This is a genomic window from Mesorhizobium kowhaii (assembly GCF_042431665.1).
Lineage (GTDB): Bacteria > Pseudomonadota > Alphaproteobacteria > Rhizobiales > Rhizobiaceae > Mesorhizobium > Mesorhizobium kowhaii.
Window position 1 is genome coordinate 203,610 of sequence record NZ_JBHLYT010000176.1, and the last position, 19,743, is coordinate 223,352.

At 64.7% G+C, this 19,743-nt stretch carries 11 protein-coding genes; 7 read left to right on the plus strand and 4 right to left on the minus strand.

Annotated elements, in window-relative coordinates:
- Positions 1–18: 18 nt before the first annotated feature.
- The gene (aztB, locus tag ACFFNA_RS38020; RefSeq protein WP_111545830.1) at positions 19–894 is read right to left on the minus strand and encodes a zinc ABC transporter permease AztB; all 876 of its coding nucleotides are present in this window, start codon (positions 892–894) and stop codon (positions 19–21) included.
- On the minus strand, positions 894–1,706 hold the full coding sequence (gene aztA, locus ACFFNA_RS38025; RefSeq protein WP_378925283.1) for a zinc ABC transporter ATP-binding protein AztA: 813 nt from the start codon (positions 1,704–1,706) through the stop codon (positions 894–896). The genes aztB and aztA overlap by 1 nt, the downstream gene beginning before the upstream one ends.
- Before the next feature lie 226 nt (positions 1,707–1,932).
- Here aztA and ACFFNA_RS38030 point away from each other — a divergent pair, with 226 nt between their 5' ends.
- The gene (locus ACFFNA_RS38030) at positions 1,933–2,277 is read left to right on the plus strand and encodes a RidA family protein (RefSeq protein ID WP_111545828.1); all 345 of its coding nucleotides are present in this window, start codon (positions 1,933–1,935) and stop codon (positions 2,275–2,277) included.
- 208 nt (positions 2,278–2,485) lie between these two features.
- Here ACFFNA_RS38030 and hutC read toward each other — a convergent pair whose 3' ends face one another.
- A complete protein-coding gene (gene hutC / locus ACFFNA_RS38035; protein WP_378925285.1) occupies positions 2,486–3,226 on the minus strand; it encodes a histidine utilization transcriptional repressor HutC in 741 nt (246 codons plus the stop codon).
- Complete coding sequence (locus ACFFNA_RS38040) at positions 3,223–4,575, minus strand: formimidoylglutamate deiminase (protein WP_378925287.1); 1,353 nt, start codon at positions 4,573–4,575, stop codon at positions 3,223–3,225. The genes hutC and ACFFNA_RS38040 overlap by 4 nt, the downstream gene beginning before the upstream one ends.
- A gap of 98 nt (positions 4,576–4,673) precedes the next feature.
- On the opposite strand from ACFFNA_RS38040, the gene hutI reads away from it, so the two are divergent.
- The 6 genes from hutI (at position 4,674) to ACFFNA_RS38070 (ending at position 19,417) form a co-directional block, all read left to right on the plus strand.
- Positions 4,674–5,909 (plus strand): imidazolonepropionase, encoded by a 1,236-nt coding sequence (hutI, locus tag ACFFNA_RS38045; RefSeq protein WP_378925289.1) that lies wholly within the window; start codon positions 4,674–4,676, stop codon positions 5,907–5,909.
- Positions 5,906–7,447 (plus strand): histidine ammonia-lyase, encoded by a 1,542-nt coding sequence (hutH, locus tag ACFFNA_RS38050; RefSeq protein ID WP_378925291.1) that lies wholly within the window; start codon positions 5,906–5,908, stop codon positions 7,445–7,447. Before hutI ends, hutH begins: the two co-directional genes overlap by 4 nt.
- On the plus strand, positions 7,447–8,265 hold the full coding sequence (hutG, locus tag ACFFNA_RS38055; protein ID WP_378925293.1) for an N-formylglutamate deformylase: 819 nt from the start codon (positions 7,447–7,449) through the stop codon (positions 8,263–8,265). The genes hutH and hutG overlap by 1 nt, the downstream gene beginning before the upstream one ends.
- A 27-nt stretch (positions 8,266–8,292) precedes the next feature.
- Positions 8,293–9,963 carry a urocanate hydratase gene (gene hutU, locus ACFFNA_RS38060; RefSeq protein WP_378925295.1) on the plus strand — a complete coding sequence of 557 codons (1,671 nt, stop codon included), beginning with the start codon at positions 8,293–8,295 and terminating at the stop codon, positions 9,961–9,963.
- An 11-nt stretch (positions 9,964–9,974) separates the two neighbouring features.
- A complete protein-coding gene (locus ACFFNA_RS38065; RefSeq protein WP_378925297.1) occupies positions 9,975–10,562 on the plus strand; it encodes a HutD/Ves family protein in 588 nt (195 codons plus the stop codon).
- A gap of 266 nt (positions 10,563–10,828) precedes the next feature.
- Complete coding sequence (locus ACFFNA_RS38070) at positions 10,829–19,417, plus strand: glycoside hydrolase family 94 protein (protein ID WP_378925299.1); 8,589 nt, start codon at positions 10,829–10,831, stop codon at positions 19,415–19,417.
- Positions 19,418–19,743 lie beyond the last annotated feature (326 nt).

Sequence of the window (19,743 nt, forward strand, 5' to 3'; positions counted from 1 at the left end):
TTAGGGGCGGGTTGGGGATCAGGCCGTTCTGTGACGGTGATGGATGATGCGGGCGCGTAGAATGCCGCGCGTGCCAAACAGGATCGAGGCGAAATAGACGACGCCGGCCGACAGGATGATGGCCGGGCCGGACGGCAGCGACGCGTGATAGGACATAAGCAGCCCGGCGATGCAGGAGGCAAAGCCGATCAGCACCGCCAGCACGCACATCGGCTCGACGCGCACGGTCCAGAAACGGGCGGCGGCGGCCGGCAGCATCATCAGCCCGACCGATAGAAGTGTGCCGAGTGCCTGGAAGCCGCCGACGAGATTGAGCACGACGAGGCCGAGGAAGATGAAATGCACCGGGCTGCCGAGCCGGCTGACCGAGCGCAGGAACAGCGGATCGAGGCATTCGGCGACCAGCGCCCGCCAGAAGATGGCGAGGCTGACCAAAGTCACGGCCACGATGCCGCCGATCAGCGTCAGCGCTTCGTCGTTGAGCGCCAGCACCGTGCCGAACAGCACATGCATGAGATCGACGCTGGAGCCGCGGATCGACACCATCAGCACGCCGATGGCGAGCGAAATCAGATAGAAGGCCGCCATCGAGGCGTCTTCGCGCTGGATGGTGAAGCGGGAGACGGCGCCGGCACCGAGCGCCACGATGACGCCGGCGATCAGGCCGCCGATGGTCATCGGCAAAATCTCCAGCCCGTAGAACAAGAAACCGGCGGCGGCACCTGGCAGGATGGCATGCGCCATGGCGTCGCCGGACAGGCTCATGCGCCGCAGCATCAGGAAGACGCCAACCGGGCAGGCGCCGAGCGACAGCATCAGCGAACCGATCAGCGCTCGCTGCATGAAACCGAAATCGGCAAAGGGCGCGATGAAGAGACCGTAAAGCGTGTCCATCAGGCGGCCCTCGGTCCGGCGCCGTGGTGATGCTCATGATCATGAGCATGGCCATGATGGTCGTGGTCATGAGTATGCTCGTCTGGCTCGCACCAGGGCGCATTCTCTTCCCAGGCTTCGTGGAAGCGGCGGGCGCGCAACAGGTTCTCCGGCTTCAGCGTTTCCCTGGTCTCGCCCCAGGCAATCGGCTGGCGGGCAAGCAGCAGCGTTTCGGGGAAATTCTGGCGCACCAGATCCAGATCGTGGACGACGACCATGATGGTGCGCTCCTCGCCATGCCAATGCTTGATCAGTGCGATCAGGTCGCCAACCGTCTTGGCGTCGACCGCGTTGAACGGCTCGTCGAGCAGGATGAGGTCGGCATCCTGCAGCAAGACACGGGCAAACAGCGTGCGCTGCAACTGGCCGCCTGACAGCGTGTCGATCGGCCGCTTTTCGAAGCCGCCGAGGCCGACGGCCATCAGCGCCTGGCTGACGGAATCGCGATCTTCCCTGGTATGGCGGCCGAGCAGCCCGCGCCGTGGCCACAGGCCAAGCGAGACCAGGTCAACCACCCGCGCCGGAAAGGAGCGGTCGAGTTCCGATTGCTGCGGCAGATAGGCCGCACGCACGCCAGGCGCGCGGATCACCTCGCCGGCCATCGGCTTCAGGACGCCGACAATGCCTTTCATCAGCGTCGATTTGCCGGAGCCGTTGGCGCCGACCACGGCAGTCAGCGAGCCTTTGCGAATCGTGCCGTCAAGATGATGGATCGCCGGGTGGCTGCCGTAGCCAAGCGTCAGGTCGCGGAAGGTCAGGCAGGTATTTGTCATTCTGCGATCCGTGGGGGCAGCGAAATCCGGCTGTTGGCAGCGGCCGATTGGATATGTGATGTTATTACATTAGTCAACAAGCCAATCGGGCGGAATTGCGGCTGCCGGGTCAACTTGCCGTGTCTGGACATCATACGCGGTTGGCCCAAGGGGATTCGACCGGGCGACCTTGCCCGGAGCCGGCCGCAACTCTAAAGAAGCGCGACCACAAAGGAAGGAACCTCCCATGAGCATTCGTCGCATCGATGTTGGCCCGCGCATGAGCCAGATCGTCATCCACGGCAACACCGTCTATCTGGCCGGCCAGGTTGGTCAGCCGAGCGGCAACGTCGCCTCGCAGACCAGGGATATCCTGGCGGCTATCGACGAACTGCTGGCCAAGGCTGGTTCGGACAAGACCAAGATCCTGCAGGCGATCATCTGGCTGGCCGACATGGGCACCTTTGCCGAGATGAACGCGGAATGGGACAAGTGGGTGCCGCAAGGCAACACGCCAGCCCGCGCCACCGGCGAGGCAAAGCTCGCCGGACCGGAATATCTGGTCGAGATTATTGTTACAGCGGCGATTTGAGGCGCGGCGCTTTACCTTCTCCCCTTGTGGGAGAAGGTGGCCGAGCGAAGCTCGGCCGGATGAGGGGTGTTGGAAGGATCGCTACGTCGAAGTATTAAACATCTAAAATCGTTCGATATTTTAATGTTTCATTCCTTCCAGCACCCCTCATCCGTCTCGGCGCTAAACCGCCGATCCACCTTCTCCCACAAGGGGAGAAGGTGTGGTGCTACCCCTGCGACGGCCTGAATCGCGCCACCAGCGTGTGGCTGTCGGCCGCGTAGGTGAAGCGCACATGGGTGACCGGATGCTCGGCGCTCCATGTCCGACGCTCGACCACCAGACAAGGCGCGCCGGCCGCGATGTCGAGCGCCGCGGCGATCTGCTTGTCGGCGCCAACCGCACGGATGCGGTGCTCGGCCTCGCTCCACGGCACGCGGCCGATCAGCCACGGGCTGGGTGCGATGGCCAGGAATTCCTCGTCGGCCGCTTCAGGCACGGCGGCTAGGTTGATCAGCCGCTGCTCATGCGCGAACGGCCGCTTGCCGGCGAAATGCCGGCATTCCAGTGCCAGCACCGGGCCGGCGGCACCGAGTTCCAGCAAGGCGCGATCCTCGGCGTCGCTGCGCCTTTTGTGCCGCGCCATGCGCTCGTAGCGATAAGGCAGGCCGAGTTCTTCGACCTCGACCCGGATGTCATGGATCTCCAGCACCGCCGCTTGCGACTGCGGTTGGCGGACAAAGCTGCCGGAGCGGCGGCGGCGCTCGATCAGCCCCGCCTTGGCCAGTTGCGACAGCGCCTTGTTCACCGTCATGCGCGAGCAATTGTATTGCGTGCTCAGTTCGTGCTCGAACGGGATGCGATGGCCGGGCGCCCAGGCACCGGACAGGATTTTTTCGCTGATGTCGGACAGGATGCGCTGGTGCAGCGAAACGCCGCCTTCCGCATCCGCTGTCTCGATCATGCTCATGCCGAAAGCGCCGTCATCACGCTGCGAAACCGCTCGGTGATGGCCTCGCGCCTTGCATGCCGGCCGCCGCTGACCTGTTTGTTGCCATGCACCCAGACGCAGTCGACCTTGCTGCCATTGGCGAAGATCCAGGCATCGAGGATCGCGTCACCGGTCTTGCCGGCCAGCGAGGGATTGCCGGCGTCGAGGGAGACGAGATCGGCGGATGCGCCGGCGGCGATTTGCGAGGCGCTTGCCCCAAGGGCGACACTGCCGCCGTCGAGCGCGGCATCGAACAGCGCACGGCCGGTCGAGCCGCCGGCCACAGCCAGCACATTGCGGGCGCGATGGGCGAGGCGTTGCGAATATTCGAGCTGGCGCAACTCGTCGGGCAGGCCGATCAGCACGTTGGAATCGGAGCCGACGCCGAAGCGGCCGCCATGCTCTCTGAACAGCGGCGCTGCAAAAGTGCCGTCACCGAGATTGGCCTCGGTGATCGGACAAAGGCCGGCGATCGCTCCACTCCTGGCCATCCCGACCGTTTCCGCGTCGGTCATGTGGGTGGCGTGGATCAGACACCAGCGTTGGTCTACTTTCGCGTTGGCCAGCAGGAATTCCACCGGCCGCGCGCCCGACCAGGCAAGGCAATCCTCGACTTCCTTCACCTGCTCGGCGACGTGGATATGGATTGGCCCATCCGGCGCCATGGCGGCCACCTCGGTCAATTCCTCAGGTGTCGCAGCGCGCAAACTGTGCGGAGCAACGCCGACGACAGCCTGATTCAACGCACGAACCGATTCGCGGCATTTCTCAACAAGCCTGGAGAACCGATTCACATCGTTGATGAAACGCCGTTGACCTTCGTTTGGCGCAGCGCCTCCGAAAGACGAGTGCGCGTAGAACACCGGCAGCAGCGTCAGGCCGATGCCCGTTTTGCCGGCCGCGGCCGCGATGCGTTCGGCCATCTCGGCAAGGTTGGCATAGGGTTTTCCGTCGCGGTCGTGATGCAGATAGTGAAATTCGCCAACGCGCGAAAAACCGGCCTCCAGCATCTCGACATAGAGCTGCGCGGCAACCGCCTCGACCTGGTCGGGCGTCATCGACAGGGCGAAGCGGTACATCACCTCGCGCCAGCTCCAGAAACTGTCGGCGGAAGGGCCGCGAAGCTCGGCCAATCCGGCCATGCCGCGCTGGAAGGCATGGCTGTGCAAATTGGGCATGCCGGGCAGCAGGATCGCGTGGCGTTCGTCGCCGGCCACGGCGGTGGCTGCCGGCTCGACGGTCGTTATGCGCCCATTGGCCAAGGTGATCCGCACGTCGCTGTGCCAGCCATTGGGAAGGAGCGCCTGTTCCGCGAAGATATCAGTCACTTTTCTCTCCGGTTCCCTGTCTCGTATGCGATGATGGCACTTGCAGTGCGTTTCAATATGTATATACATAATCGCCACCGATTGAAACGGAAAAGATGATGGCTGCAGAGAGCAAAAGCTGGGCAGGGGGTCTTCGTCTATGGCGCAATGCGCGTCTGGCGACCATGGCCGAGGGTTCTGCCGGACTTGGCGTCGTCGCACACGGCGCCGTCGCCGCGCATGTCGGCCGCATTGTCTACGCCGGTCCCGAATCGGGGATGCCCGCAACGCTTGCCCAAGGCGCCGAGACGATCGATTGCGAGGGGCGCTGGATCACGCCCGGCCTGATCGACTGCCATACCCATCTGGTCCATGCCGGCAACCGCGCCAACGAGTTCGAGATGCGGCTGGCCGGCGCCACCTATGAAGAGGTCGCCAGGGCCGGCGGCGGCATTGTCTCCTCGGTCAAATCCTTGCGTGCCGCCAGCGAAGACGATCTGGTCGCGCAATCGCTGCCGCGTCTCGATGCACTGATCGCCGAGGGCGTCACCACCGTCGAGATCAAGTCGGGTTATGGGCTCGATCTGGAAAACGAAAAGAAGTCGCTGCGTGCCGCACGGCGGCTGGGCGGTGAGCGGCCGGTGACGATCCGCACAAGCTTCCTCGGCGCCCACGCACTGCCGCCGGAAGCCAAGGGCGACAAGGACGCCTTTATCGATCTGGTCGCAAAAGAAATTCTTCCGGCGGTTGCCGCCGAGGGGCTGGCCGATGCCGTCGACGGGTTTTGCGAGGGCATCGCCTTTTCGCCGGAGCAGATGACGCGCGTCTTCGATGCCGCCAAGGCGGCAGGCTTGCCGGTCAAGCTCCATGCCGACCAGCTGTCCAATTTGCATGGCGCCGAACTTGCCGCGCGCTATGGTGCGCTGTCGGCCGATCATCTCGAATACACCGATGAGGCGGGCGCTGCGGCAATGGCGAAGGCCGGAACCGTGGCGACGATCCTGCCCGGCGCCTACTACTTCATTCGTGAAACCAAGAAGCCACCGGTCGGCCTGTTTCGCCAGCACGGCGTCAAAATGGCTGTCGCCACCGACAACAATCCCGGCACCTCGCCGCTGACCTCGCTGCTTTTAACCATGAATATGGCCGCGACCTTGTTCGGCCTGACTGTCGACGAATGCCTGGCCGGCGTTACCCGCGAAGCCGCTCGCGCGCTCGGCCTGCTGGCAGAGACCGGCACGTTGGAAACCGGCAAATCCGCCGATCTGGCGATCTGGAACATCGAGCGCCCCGCCGAACTCGTCTACCGCATGGGCTTCAACCCGCTGCATGCCCGCATCTGGAGAGGACAATGACCGAACTGACCCTGAAGCCCGGCAATGCGACGCTGGCCGACTGGCGCGCCATCTACCGTGGCGCCGTGCCCAAGCTTGACGACGCCTGCCGGCCAAAAATCAAGGCGAGCGCCGAGGCCGTCGCAAGGATCGTCGCCAAGGGCGAGCCGGTCTATGGCATCAACACCGGCTTCGGCAAACTCGCCAGCGTCCGCATCCCCGCCGGGGACCTCGAGACCTTGCAGCGCAACATCGTGCTGTCGCATGCCGCCGGCGTCGGCGAGCCGATGCCGGTCGCTGTTTGCAGGCTGATGATGGCGCTGAAGCTGGCCAGCCTGGCGCAGGGCGCCTCCGGCGTGCGGCCGCAGACCATCGAGTTGCTCGAAGCGATGCTGGCCAACGACGTCATCCCGGTGGTGCCGGCGCAAGGCTCGGTCGGCGCCTCCGGCGACCTTGCCCCGCTGTCGCATATGACGGCGGTGATGATCGGCGTCGGCGAATGCTTCACCCCGCACGGCCGCTTCCCGGCCAAGGTCGCCTTTGTCTCGCACGGGCTGGAGCCAGTGACGCTCGGCGCCAAGGAAGGTCTGGCACTGCTCAATGGCACGCAGTTTTCGACGGCCTATGCGCTCGCAGCCTTGTTCGAGGCAGAAGTGCTCTACCAGTCGGCGCTGGTCGCCGGCGCCTTGTCGACCGACGCGGCAAAGGGCTCCGACGCTCCCTTCGATCCGCGCATCCATGCGCTGAGAAAGCATCGCGGCCAGATCGAGACGGCGGACGCGCTGCGCAATCTGATGGCCGGCAGCGCCATTCGCGAATCGCATCGGGTTGGCGACGAGCGCGTGCAGGATCCCTATTGCCTGCGCTGTCAGCCGCAGGTCATGGGCGCGGCACTCACCGTTCTGCGCCAGGCGGCGGACACGCTCGGCACCGAGGCCAATGGCGTCACCGACAATCCGCTGATTTTCGCCGAGGACGATACCGCACTTTCCGGCGGCAATTTTCACGCCGAGCCGGTCGCCTTCGCCGCCGACATGATTGCGCTCGCGGTCTGCGAGATCGGCTCGCTGTCTGAACGCCGCATCGCCATGCTGGTCGATCCCGCGCTGTCCGGCATGCCGGCATTTCTCACGCCGAAGCCCGGCTTGAATTCCGGTTTCATGATCCCGCAGGTGACGGCGGCGGCCCTCGTTTCCGAGAACAAGCAGAAAGCCTATCCGGCCAGCGTCGATTCCATCCCGACCTCGGCCAACCAGGAAGACCATGTTTCGATGGCGGCGCATGGCGCGCGCCGGCTGATCGGCATGGTCGAGAATGCGACGGCGGTGATCGGCATCGAATTGCTGGCCGCCGCGCAAGGCTGCGATTTCCATACGCCGCTGGCGTCGAGCGCTGCCCTGGAAGCGGTGCGTAAGCTGGTCCGGGCCGAGGTGCCGCATCTCGACAATGACCGCCATTTCCATCCTGATATGGAAAAAGCCATCGCCATGGTGCGCAGTGGTGCGACCATCAAGGCAGCGAGCGCAGTGGCGCTGCCGTCGATTTCGGGAACTGCATGATGACCGCACCCTCCTGGCTCACCGTCACGCCCGGCACAGCTCCGCTGCTGGTGTCGATCCCGCATACCGGCATCGACCTCGCCGGCCTCGACAACCGGCTGGTGTCGCCCTGGCTCGGTCGCCGCGACTGCGACTGGTGGATCGACAAGCTGTATGACTTCGCTGGCGATCTTGGCGCGACCGTCGTTCATACGGCGATTTCGCGCACCGTCATCGACGTCAACCGTGATCCGTCCGGAGCGTCGCTTTATCCCGGCCAGGCAACCACTGGCCTGTGCCCGACCGAAACCTTCGATGGCGATCCGCTCTACCGCGAAGGCGAAGAGCCAGGACCGTCGGAGATCGACGAACGCCGTGAGAAATTCTTCACGCCGTATCATGCCGCCTTGCAGGCCGAGATCGGCCGCTTGCGTGGGCTGCACGAAAAGATCGTCATCTATGATTGCCACTCGATCCGCTCGGTCCTGCCGCGTCTGTTCGAAGGCACGCTGCCGGTGTTCAATCTCGGCACCAACGACGGCAAGAGCGCCGATCCGGCCTTGCAGGCGATGGTCGGCCAGATCATGGCCGAAACCAGCGAGACCTTTGTCGTCAACGGCCGCTTCAAGGGTGGCTGGATCACGCGTCATTTCGGCCAGCCGCAACAGGGTGTCCATGCGCTGCAGATGGAACTCTCCAACCGCGGCTACATGCGTGAACCCGAGGGAAAGGGCACGCCCGATAATTGGCCGGTTCCCTACGATGCTGAGTTTGCAGCACCGATCCGCGCCACGCTGCGGAAAATCCTTGAGAGCGCAACATCTTGGGCGCGCGTCTGACATTCGATCCTTTTCTGGAGTGACGACATGAACAATCCCCGCCACAACATCCGCGAAGTCCGCAGCCCGCGCGGCACGGAAATCAGCGCCCGCTCCTGGTTGACGGAAGCGCCGCTGCGCATGCTGATGAACAATCTCGACCCGGACGTCGCCGAAAACCCCAACGAGCTGGTTGTTTATGGCGGCATCGGCCGGGCGGCGCGCACCTGGAACGACTTTGACCGCATCGTCGCCTCGTTGAGGACGCTCGCCGATGACGAGACTTTGCTGGTGCAGTCGGGCAAGCCGGTCGGCGTCTTCCGCACCCATTCTGACGCGCCCCGCGTGCTGATCGCCAACTCCAACCTGGTGCCGCACTGGGCGACGTGGGAAAAGTTCAATGAGCTCGATAAGAAGGGCCTGATGATGTACGGCCAGATGACGGCCGGCTCGTGGATCTACATCGGCACGCAAGGCATCGTGCAGGGCACCTACGAGACCTTCGTCGAGGCCGGCCGCCAGCATTATGGCGGCAATCTCAAGGGCAAGTGGATCCTGACCGGAGGTCTCGGCGGCATGGGCGGCGCCCAGCCTCTGGCCGCTGTCATGGCCGGCGCCTGCTGCCTGGCCATCGAGTGCGACCCCGACCGCATCGATTTTAGGCTGCGCACCCGTTATGTCGACGAGCGCGCCGACACGCTCGACGAGGCGCTGGAGAAGATCGAGCGCTGGACCAAGGCAGGCGAGGCGAAGTCGGTAGGCCTGCTCGGCAATACGGCCGAGATCGTTCCGGAAATGTTCAGGCGCGGTATTCGCCCCGATATGGTCACCGACCAGACCTCGGCCCACGACCCCATCAACGGCTATCTGCCCAAGGGCTGGACGATGGCCGAGTGGCGTGAGAAGCGCGTCAGCGACCCGAAGGCAGTTGAAAAAGCCGCCCGCGCCTCGATGCGCGAACATGTCGAGGCGATGGTGGCGTTCTGGAACGCTGGCGTGCCGACGCTCGACTACGGCAACAACATCCGCCAGGTGGCCAAGGAGGAGGGGTTCGAGAACGCCTTTGCCTTCCCCGGCTTCGTGCCGGCCTATATCCGCCCGCTGTTTTGCCGCGGCATCGGCCCGTTCCGCTGGGCAGCCCTGTCGGGCGATCCCGAGGATATCTACAAGACCGACGCCAAGGTGCGCGAACTGACGCCCGGCAACACCCATCTGCACAACTGGCTCGACATGGCGCGTGAGCGCATCGCCTTCCAGGGCCTGCCGGCGCGCATCTGCTGGGTCGGCCTCGGCGATCGGCACAGGCTTGGCCTCGCCTTCAACGAAATGGTGGCCAAGGGCGAGCTCAAGGCGCCTGTCGTCATCGGCCGCGATCACCTCGATTCCGGCTCGGTCGCCTCGCCGAACCGCGAGACGGAATCGATGAAGGACGGCTCGGACGCCGTGTCCGACTGGCCGCTGCTCAACGCACTGCTCAACACGGCTTCGGGCGCCACCTGGGTGTCGCTGCACCATGGCGGCGGTGTCGGCATGGGATTCTCGCAGCATGCCGGCATGGTCATCGTCGCCGACGGCACACGCGAAGCGGCCAGGCGCCTCGAGCGGGTCTTGTGGAACGACCCGGCGACCGGCGTCATGCGCCACGCCGATGCCGGCTACGACATCGCCATCGAGTGCGCAAAGGAGCATCAGCTCAACCTGCCCGGCATTCTCGGGTGATGGACTGACCGATGCGCGTCCTGCGGGCAGCCGAATACAAGTCCATGCCGTGGAAGAACGGCAGCGGGGTGACGACCGAGGTCGCCGTCTCGCCTGCCGACGCCGGGCTCGATGACTTCGACTGGCGCGTCTCGATGGCGCGCGTCGAAGGCGGCGGGCCGTTCTCGCAATTTGCCGGGATCGACCGCACGCTTGCGGTGCTCGAAGGCGAGGGCGTCGTCCTCGATATTGCCGGCCGGCGGCAGGCCACTATAACGCCGGCGACCGTCCCTTTTTCATTCCCGGCGGACGTGGCGACAGCGGCCGCGCTGATTGGCGGGCCGATCACCGATCTCAATGTCATGACCCGCCGCGGCCGGATGATGCATTCGGTCGAACAGCTCGTGATTTCCGCTCCGGTGGCGATCCGGGCCGAGATGGGAACCACTCTCGTCCTGTGCCTGAGCGGTGAGGTTCTTGTGTTTGCTGCCGAGCCGGTTCGCCTCGGGCCGCTGGACGCGTTGCTGGACGGTCCGAACATCGCTGACATTCGTGTCGAGCCCACCCAGGAGACGACGCTGTTCGTCATCCGGATCCGGAATGCCTCCGGCAACGATTAACGCTTGTTTCCAAACATGATCGCGGTGCCGGCGAAATATAGCGTAAGCTGCTGGTAGCATCACGAAAAAGCCTGAATCCTCCCCGTCGATCGGACCTGGCGGGAAGAGGGGCGCTCGTCTTGGAATTTTGCTGAGAGATGACGCCCTGTCGTGGTGCGGAAATAAACTTTCAGCAAGTGGGATTATGCAACCAATTGCATTTGAATCGGTTTTAGGGCCATTGCCGTGGCGGTGACGCCGCTCAGTGTCCGCATACGGAATTTTCAATGAATATTCAGACGACCCCTGCCCAAATAGAGAAGTCGAGCGCGAGCTTCCCGGCCATCACGGAAGAGCCGATCCGTTCCAATTTCCTGCCCGAAGAGCGTCTTCGCCTGCTTGGCGAAAGCCTTGCAAAAGGCGACCTCACCGATCTGTTCGGCCTGACGCCCTTCGACTTTCAGGCCCGTATCCGCGATAGCGCCAAGAAGATTTTGGAAGTCTACCGCTCGACCAATGCCGCGCAGGCGCGGGGCGAGACGATCACGCCGGCGGCGCAGTGGCTGCTCGACAACAATTATCTGGTCGAAGAAACCATTTTCCAGGTCAAGCGCGATCTGCCGCGCCGCTTCTACCGCCAACTGCCCAGCCTGAAACTGCCCGATGGCGGCAGCGTGCCGCGCGCGCTAGCGCTGGCATGGACCTATGTGGCGCATTCGGACAGTTCCGTCTCGGCGACGATGTTCAAGTCCATCGTCCAGGGCTTCCAGTCGCTCGAGCCGCTGAAGATCGGCGAACTCTGGGCGCTGCCGTCGCTGTTGCGCTTCGTTCTGATCGAAAATCTCCGCCGGCTGGCGGTCAGGGTCAACCGTACCCGGCAGATGCGCCAGATCGCCAACGATGTCGCCGACAAGGTTCTGGCGACCGACGACAGCCCTGACCGGCAGGCGATCCTGTCCAAATTCAGCGCTCATGCGCAGGACACCACCTTCGCCACCCAGCTGCTCTACCGCTTGCGCGATGGATCGCAGAATGCCGGCAAGGCCTTGGAATGGCTCGAAGGCGAGCTCGAAAAGACCGGCTCCGACGCCGAGGAAATCATCATTTCCGAACATCACACGCTGTCCAGCGGCAATGTGACGACCGGAAACATCATCCGCGGGCTGCGCCTCATCAACGACGTCGACTGGACGGTCTGGTTCGAAGGCGTCAGCCGCATCGACACCGTGCTGCGCGAACGCACCGATTTCGCCGCGCTCGACTTCTTCTCGCGTGACCAGTACCGGACCGCGATCGAGGAACTGGCGCGCCGCTCCGACCTTTCGGAATATCGCGTCGCCGAGAAGGCCATCGAACTGGCCGGTCACGCCGCCAGCGAGACCATGCCAGGCGACGGTGAAGTCGATGCCGCGCCAGTTGCATCCGCCCACACCGATGTCGGTTTCTTTCTCGTCGGTCCGCGCCGGCTGGAACTGGAGAAGGCGATCGGCTACCGGCCGACCATCAGCCAGACGGCCAAACGCACCTTCCGAAAGACCGGATGGCTTGGCATCGTCGTACCGGTGTTTGCGCTGACGGCTCTGCTTCTCGTCCTCTCCGGCAACGCGCTCGCCAATCTCGGCCTGTCAGTGCCGTCGATCGTCTTGATGCTGGCGCTGTTTGCCGTACCGGCCAGCGAGGGCGCGCTCGCCTTCTTCAACACCGTCGTATCGCTGTTCCTGAAACCGACGCGCCTCGTCGGCTATGATTACAGGCACGGTGTACCGCCCGAGGCGCGCACGCTGGTGGTGGTGCCGTCGCTGATCGGCTCACGCGACGACGTCGAGGAAAACATCCGCAATATCGAGGTGCATCATCTCGCCAACACGGCGGATGAAATCCATTTCGCGCTGCTGTCGGACTGGCCCGACAGCAAGACCGAGATCGATGCGGCGGATACCGAAATCCTCGAATTCGCCCGCGCCGAGATCGCTCGTCTCAACGCCCGCTATCCCTCTGAAGGCGCGCCGCGTTTCTACATCCTGCACAGGCGCCGGCTCTTCAATGCGGCGCAAGGATCCTGGATGGGCTGGGAGCGCAAGCGCGGCAAGCTGCACGAGCTCGACCTTCTGCTGCGCGGCGACAGCGACACCACATTCCTGCCGCTCGACGTGCCGCTGCCGGAAAACGTCGTCCATGTGATGACGCTCGATGCCGATACACGCACCACCCGCGACGCGGTCGCGACCCTGGTCGGCAAGCTCTGCCATCCCCTCAACCGCCCGCATTTCGATGCCGCCAAACGCGTTGTCACGGCCGGCTACGCGATCCTGCAGCCGCGCATCACCGCGTCGCTGACCAGCGGCGACGATGCGTCGTTTTTCCAGCGGGTCTTCTCGGCCAATCGCGGCCTCGACCCCTATGTCTTTGCCGTGTCCGATCTCTATCAGGACGTCTTCGGCGACGGGTCCTTCACCGGCAAGGGCCTTTATCACGTCGACGCTTTCGAGGCCGCGCTGCAGGGCCGCATCGAGGAAAACACCATCCTCAGCCACGACCTGCTGGAAGGCGCGCTGGCGCGCTCGGCGCTGGTCACCGACGTCGAACTGGTCGAGGACTATCCGACCCGCTACTCGGTCGACGCCTCGCGCCACCATCGCTGGGCGCGGGGCGACTGGCAGCTTCTCGGCTTCATGCTCGATCCGCGCTCCGGCGTGCCGGCCCTGTCGCGCTGGAAGATGGTCGACAATCTGCGCCGTTCGCTGACGCCGATCTTCTGGGTGATGGCGGCGATCGCCGGCTGGACACTGCTGCCCTTCACGCAGGCCGCGCAATGGCAGGCCTTGCTGATCCTCAGCCTGTTCATGGCGCCGACATTCGACGTCGTCAACGCCATCCTGCCCAAGAGCGGCGACCAGACGCCGCGCGGCCATTTCTCGGCCCTGGCGCGCGACGCCGCCTTTGGCACCGCCATGGTGGCGCTCAAGATCGTGCTGATGGCGCATAACGCCTGGATGATGGGCGATGCCATCATCCGCACGCTCTACCGGCTGTTCGTCAGCCGCCAGAACCTGCTGGAATGGCGCACCGCCTCGCAGGCGCACAAGAGCGGCGACAACGATCTCGGCTCCTATTACGGCATGATGTATGGCGCCGTGATCATCGGCTTCGTCGGCCTCGCCATACCGGTGCTGGCCGATTCCACCGGCGCTTTCGTCGCCTTCTTCTTCGCCCTGTTCTGGATCGCTTCTCCAGCCATCGCCGCCTGGATCAGCCGTTCGGCTGAAACCGAGGATCGGCTGCACATCTCGGCCGCCGACATTCATGCGCTGCGCACGGTGGCGCGGCGCACATGGCATTATTTCGAAAGCTTCGTGACGACCGAGCATCATAATCTGCCGCCGGACAATTTCCAGGAAAGCCCGGCGCCCGTGGTGGCGCCGCGCACCTCGCCAACCAATATCGGCGTCTATCTGCTGTCTGTCGTCTCTGCCCGTGACTTCGGCTGGATCAGCCTGTCCGACGCCATCACCCGCATCGACGCCACCATGACGACGATCGAAGGCATGCCGCGCGACCGCGGCCACCTCTTCAACTGGTATGACACGACGACGCTGAAGCCGCTCTATCCGCTTTACATCTCGGCTGTCGACAGCGGCAATCTTGCCGGCCATCTGGTGGCGGTGGCGGCGGCTTGCGCCGAATGGGCGGAAGCGCCCTCCGTCCATCTCCAGGGCGATTTCGAAGGCATTCTCGACACGGTGACCATCCTCAGCGAGAGCCTTGATGAACTGCCCGACGACCGTCGCCAGCTGCGGCCGTTGCGCCAGCGCCTCGCCGATCGTCTCGACGGCATGCGGCGCGCGGTCGACACCATCAAGGCGCAGCCGGAAATGGCCTCGATCCGCACCATCAATCTGGCCGTGCTGGCCGGCGAGATCCGCAAGCTCGCCACCGCCATCCACACCGAGGCGGCGTCGGCCCAGAGCGACGTCATCGTCGACTGGGCGGCCAGGCTCGAGGCCACCTGCGAGGCGCATGTCCACGACGCGCACAGCGACGACAATGCCGTCGAGGCGCTGCGCGCCAAGCTGCTCACCTTGCGCGAGCGCACGCGCCGTTTCGCCTTCGAGATGGATTTCTCCTTCCTGATGCGGCCCGAACGCAAGCTGTTGTCGATCGGCTACCGGGTCGAGGAACATCAGCTCGACGAAAGCTGCTACGACCTTATGGCTTCCGAGGCGCGGCTGACCAGCCTGTTCGCCATCGCCAAGGGCGACCTGCCCACCGAGCACTGGTTCCGGCTTGGCCGGCCGATCGTCGAGATCGGTTTCAAGGGCGCGCTGATGTCCTGGTCCGGCTCGATGTTCGAATATCTGATGCCGCCGCTGGTGATGAAGGAGCCGCAAGGCAGCATTCTCAACCAGACCAGCAAGCTGATCATCAAGCGCCAGATCCAGTATGGCCGCCAGAAGAACGTGCCGTGGGGCATTTCGGAAGCGGCCTACAACGCCCGCGACCGTGAACTGACCTACCAGTACACCAATTTCGGCGTGCCTGGGCTCGGCCTGAAGCGCGGCCTTGGCCAGAACACGGTGATCGCGCCCTACGCCACAGTGCTCGCGGCACAGTTCAACCCGCGCGAAGCCGTGCAGAATCTCGCCCGGCTGCGGGAGATCGGCGCACTTGGCCGCCACGGTTACTACGACGCAGTCGACTTCACGCCGCAGCGCGTACCGGAAGGTACCGATCATGTGGTCGTGCAGAACTACATGGCCCACCATTCAGGCATGTCGATCGTGGCGGTCGCCGACGCCATCTTCGAAGGCCGCATGCGCGACCGCTTCCACAGTGATCCGGTCATCGAATCGGCCGAATTGCTGCTGCAGGAGAGGGCGCCACGCGACATCCCGACCGCGACAGTCAGGACCGAGGCCGACGAACGCTCCAAGGACGAGACCGAAGTCGAGAGCCCCGACACCCGCATCGTCCTCGATCCGTTGCGGTCGCTGCGTTCGACCAGTGTGATGTCGAATGGCCGCTATTCGGTGATGGTCACCGCGACCGGCTCGGGCTACAGCCGCTGGGGCGATCTCTCCGTCACCCGCTGGCAGCCGGATCCGACCGAGGACCGGCTCGGCTCCTACATCTTCCTGCGCGACGCCGGCACCGGCGACTGGTGGTCGGCGACGGCTGAGCCGAAGCGCGCGACCGAGGAAAAGGCGCAGACCTTGTTCTCCGACGACAAGGCGAGCTTCGTCAAATCGGTGGGCACGTTGCGCTCCGAGGTCGAATGCATCGTCATCTCGGAAGGCAACGGCGAGGGTCGTCGGGTCACGCTCTACAATGACGGGCCGTCCGACCGTTACATCGAAGTGACCTCCTTTGCCGAACTGGTGCTCGGCCTGGAGGCGTCGGACAACGCCCATCCGGCCTTCTCGAAGATGTTCGTCGAAACCGAAATCGCATCGAACAACGCGCAGATCTTCGCCACGCGGCGCAAGCGGGAGACCAGCGAGCCCGATATCGCCATGGTGCATTTCGTCACCGATCCGTCCGGATCGGCGCGCGATGCCGAAGCCGAGACCGACCGGCGCGCCTTCATCGGCCGTGGCCGCACCATCGTCGACGCGGGCGCCTTCGATCCCGGCGCCAGGCTCGGCGGCCATTCGGGCTTCACGCTCGATCCCGTCGCCGCGCTGCGCCGCCAGGTGCGCGTGCCCGCCAACAAGAAGATATCGCTGACCTTCTGGACCGTCGTCGGCGCCAGCCGCGCCGAGCTGGAAGAGGCCATTGCCCGGCTCGACCATCCGGAGAGTTTTGCCCGCCAGGCCATGCTCGCCTGGACGCGCAGCCAGGTGCAGACCCGCCATATGGGCCTCAGCCTGACCGATGCCGCCAATGTGCAGAAGCTGGCGCGCTATCTGATCTATCCGGATCCGTTTCTGCGGCTTCCGGCCGAATCCATCGCCTCGGGGCTGGGCAAGCAGTCGAGCCTGTGGCCGACCAGCATTTCGGGCGATTTCCCGATCTTCCTGGTCAGGATCGGCGACGTCGCCGATCTCGAAATCGTCGCCCAGGCGCTGCGTTTCCAGGAATACATGCGCACCCGCGGCATGATGATCGACTTCGTCGTCGTCAACGAGCAGGCGTCCTCCTATGTCCAGGACCTGCAGCGGGCGGTCGAGACGCTGTGCGAAAACAGCCGCCTGCGCGGCAAGGAACTCGGACCTCGCCAGCACATTTTCGCGGTGCGCCGCGACCTGATGGACGAGACCACCTACAAGACGCTGCTCGCTGTCGCCCGCGTCGTCCTGCACACGCGCAACGGCACCATCTTCGACCAGATCGAGCGGGCCGAGGCGGCCGCCCTGCAGGCGCGCGACGCCCTGCAGCCGGCAGCCTTGCCGGGTGCGCGCGAATTGCCGTCGCTGGCGCCCATGGCGCATGCATTTGCCTCGCAGGCCGTGGCGGATGTCAGCGCCGATGGAAGCGGGCTCAGCCAATGGAATGGCTTTGGCGGTTTCGACGGCGACGGGCGGCACTATGTGGTGCGCCTGGCTGGCCGGCGCACCACGCCGCAGCCATGGATCAACGTCGTCTCCAACGCTTCGTTCGGCTTCCACACCTCTGCCGAGGGTGCCGCCTTCACCTGGAGCCGCAACAGCCGCGATTACCAGCTGACGCCATGGTCGAACGATCCGGTCTCGAACCGGCCGGGCGAGGGCCTCTACATCTACGATCAGGCCAGCGGCAAGGCGTTCTCGCCGCTCGCCGCCATGGTGCGCGATCCCTCGATGACCTACGAGGCCTGGCACGGCCAGGGTTTCTCGACCTTCCGCTCGAAGCGCGGGTCGTTGTCGATGGACCTCACCCATGTCGTCGACCCGATCGACCCGGTGAAGATCTCGCGGCTGCGCATCCAGAATTCCGGCTCGGTGCCGGCGCGGCTGCGGGTCTACGCCTATGCCGAATGGGTGCTCGGCGGGCATCGGTCGCGCACGGCGGCAACCATCGTCCCGTCCCGCGACGCTGCCACCGGGGCGTTGCTGGCGCAAAACCCCTATGGGCTCGATTTCAGCGAGCGGGTGGCTTTTCTCGCGGCTGACGGCGGCGTCCATTCGGTGACCACCGACCGCTCGGAGTTCCTCGGCCGGCACGGCTCCAGCGAGCTTCCACAGGCAGTGCTGAGCGGCGCGGCGTTGTCGGGTCGCGTCGAGGCCGGAGACGATCCTTGCGCCGCGCTCGCCCGCGACATCGAGATCCCGGCCGGCGGCGACGTGACGCTGCTCTGGCTGCTCGGCGATGCCGAGTCCGTCGAGGAGGCCAGCGCCCTGGTGCAGGAGCATCGGGCTAGGGATTTCGACCAGCGGCTTGCCGACAATGAGCGCGAATGGCGCGGCTTCCTCGACACCATCCAGGTCGACACGCCGGACAAGGCGCTCGACGCCATGGTCAACCACTGGCTGCCATATCAGAGCCTGGCCTGCCGCATTCGCGCCCGCTCCGCCTTCTACCAGGCAAGCGGTGCGTTCGGCTTCCGCGACCAGTTGCAGGACACGCTGGCATTGCTGGCGCATGACCCGCAACTGGCACGCGACCAGATCCTCAACGCGGCGCGGCGGCAGTTCCCCGAAGGCGACGTGCAGCACTGGTGGCTGCCGCGCACCGGGGCCGGCGTGCGCACCACGATCTCCGACGACGTGGTCTGGTTGGCCCACGCCACGGCGCGCTATTTGCTGGTCACCGGCGATGCCACCATCCTGAAAGAGCAACTGCCCTTCATCGATGGGCAGGCGCTGGGCGAGGGCGAGCACGATGCCTTCTTCACCCCGGAAGTTTCGAAGAGGACGGCGTCGCTCTACGACCATTGCGCGCGGGCGCTTGATCTTGCCATCAAACGCAGCAGTCCCGCCGGGCTGCCGCTGATCCTCGGCGGCGACTGGAACGACGGCATGAACCGCGTCGGCGAGCACGGCAAGGGCGAGAGCGTCTGGCTCGGCTGGTTCCTGCTGAAGACGCTGGGCGACTTCGCCGCAATTGCCAAGACCGAAGGCGATGCCAAGCGCGCGCAAGCCTGGGCAAAGCATGCCGATGCGCTGAAGCGTGCGCTTGAAAGCACGGCATGGGACGGCGAATGGTACCGGCGCGGCAGCTTCGACGACGGCACGCCATTGGGATCGCGGTCCTCGCAGGAGTGCAAGATCGACTCGATCGCCCAGTCCTGGAGCGTGCTTTCGGGAGAAGGCGATCCGGCACGGTCGACGACGGCGATGGAGCAGGCGACCAAACTGCTCGTCGACGACAAGCTCAAGATCGTCAAGCTGTTCACGCCGCCTTTCTCGAAGACGGACAAGGAGCCGGGTTACATCAAGAGCTATCCGCCCGGTGTTCGCGAAAATGGCGGCCAGTACACCCACGCCGCCACGTGGTTCGTCATCGCGCTTGCCGAGATGGGGCGGACCGACGAGGCCTATCGCTGTTTCTCGATGCTGAACCCGGTCAACCATGCGACCGACGAGGCCTCGGCCGAGCACTATCGCGTCGAGCCCTATGTGGTGGCGGCCGACATCTATTCAGGAGACGACAAGGGCGGCCGTGGCGGCTGGACCTGGTACACCGGCTCGGCCGGCTGGCTCTACAGGGCGGCGGTCGAAGGGATTCTCGGCATCGAACGGCGCGGCAAGCGTGTTCAGTTCAAGCCAAAACTCCCCGGTCATTGGGACGGATACTCGGCGACCCTCAAGATGCTGGGGGCGGAACTCAGGGTTCGCGTCATCCGCGACAAAAAAGCCAAGGCGGTTTCGCTGGAGCTGAATGGGGCAAAGACCAAGGTTTCGGCAGTCGAACTGAAGGATGGCGAAGTCACCGACGTCGTCATCAGGATCCCGGCTTGAGGCATGTTGCCCAAAACCATGCTCTCGGGCTCAAGCCCGGGAGGGCGCGGTTTTTCGGGACCACGACAGGATGAAAGGCGCCATGGCGCCCGGCATTTGCCCTCGGCTCGGCCGAAGGCATGCCGCTGAGAAGCACATAAAATCAAAGGCTTGATGCGCACTGCGTGCGCCGCCCCAGGCGGCGGGGCTTGGCATCTCGTTGCCCTTGGCGCGCGCGAGGCCGCTTGGTTTCGCGCTATACTGTGCAGAGGGCGATTTCGGCCCTGGTCATCCGCCCGGCATCGTTGCTGATTAAAATTGTGGCAGCACGTACGAACTGCCATGAT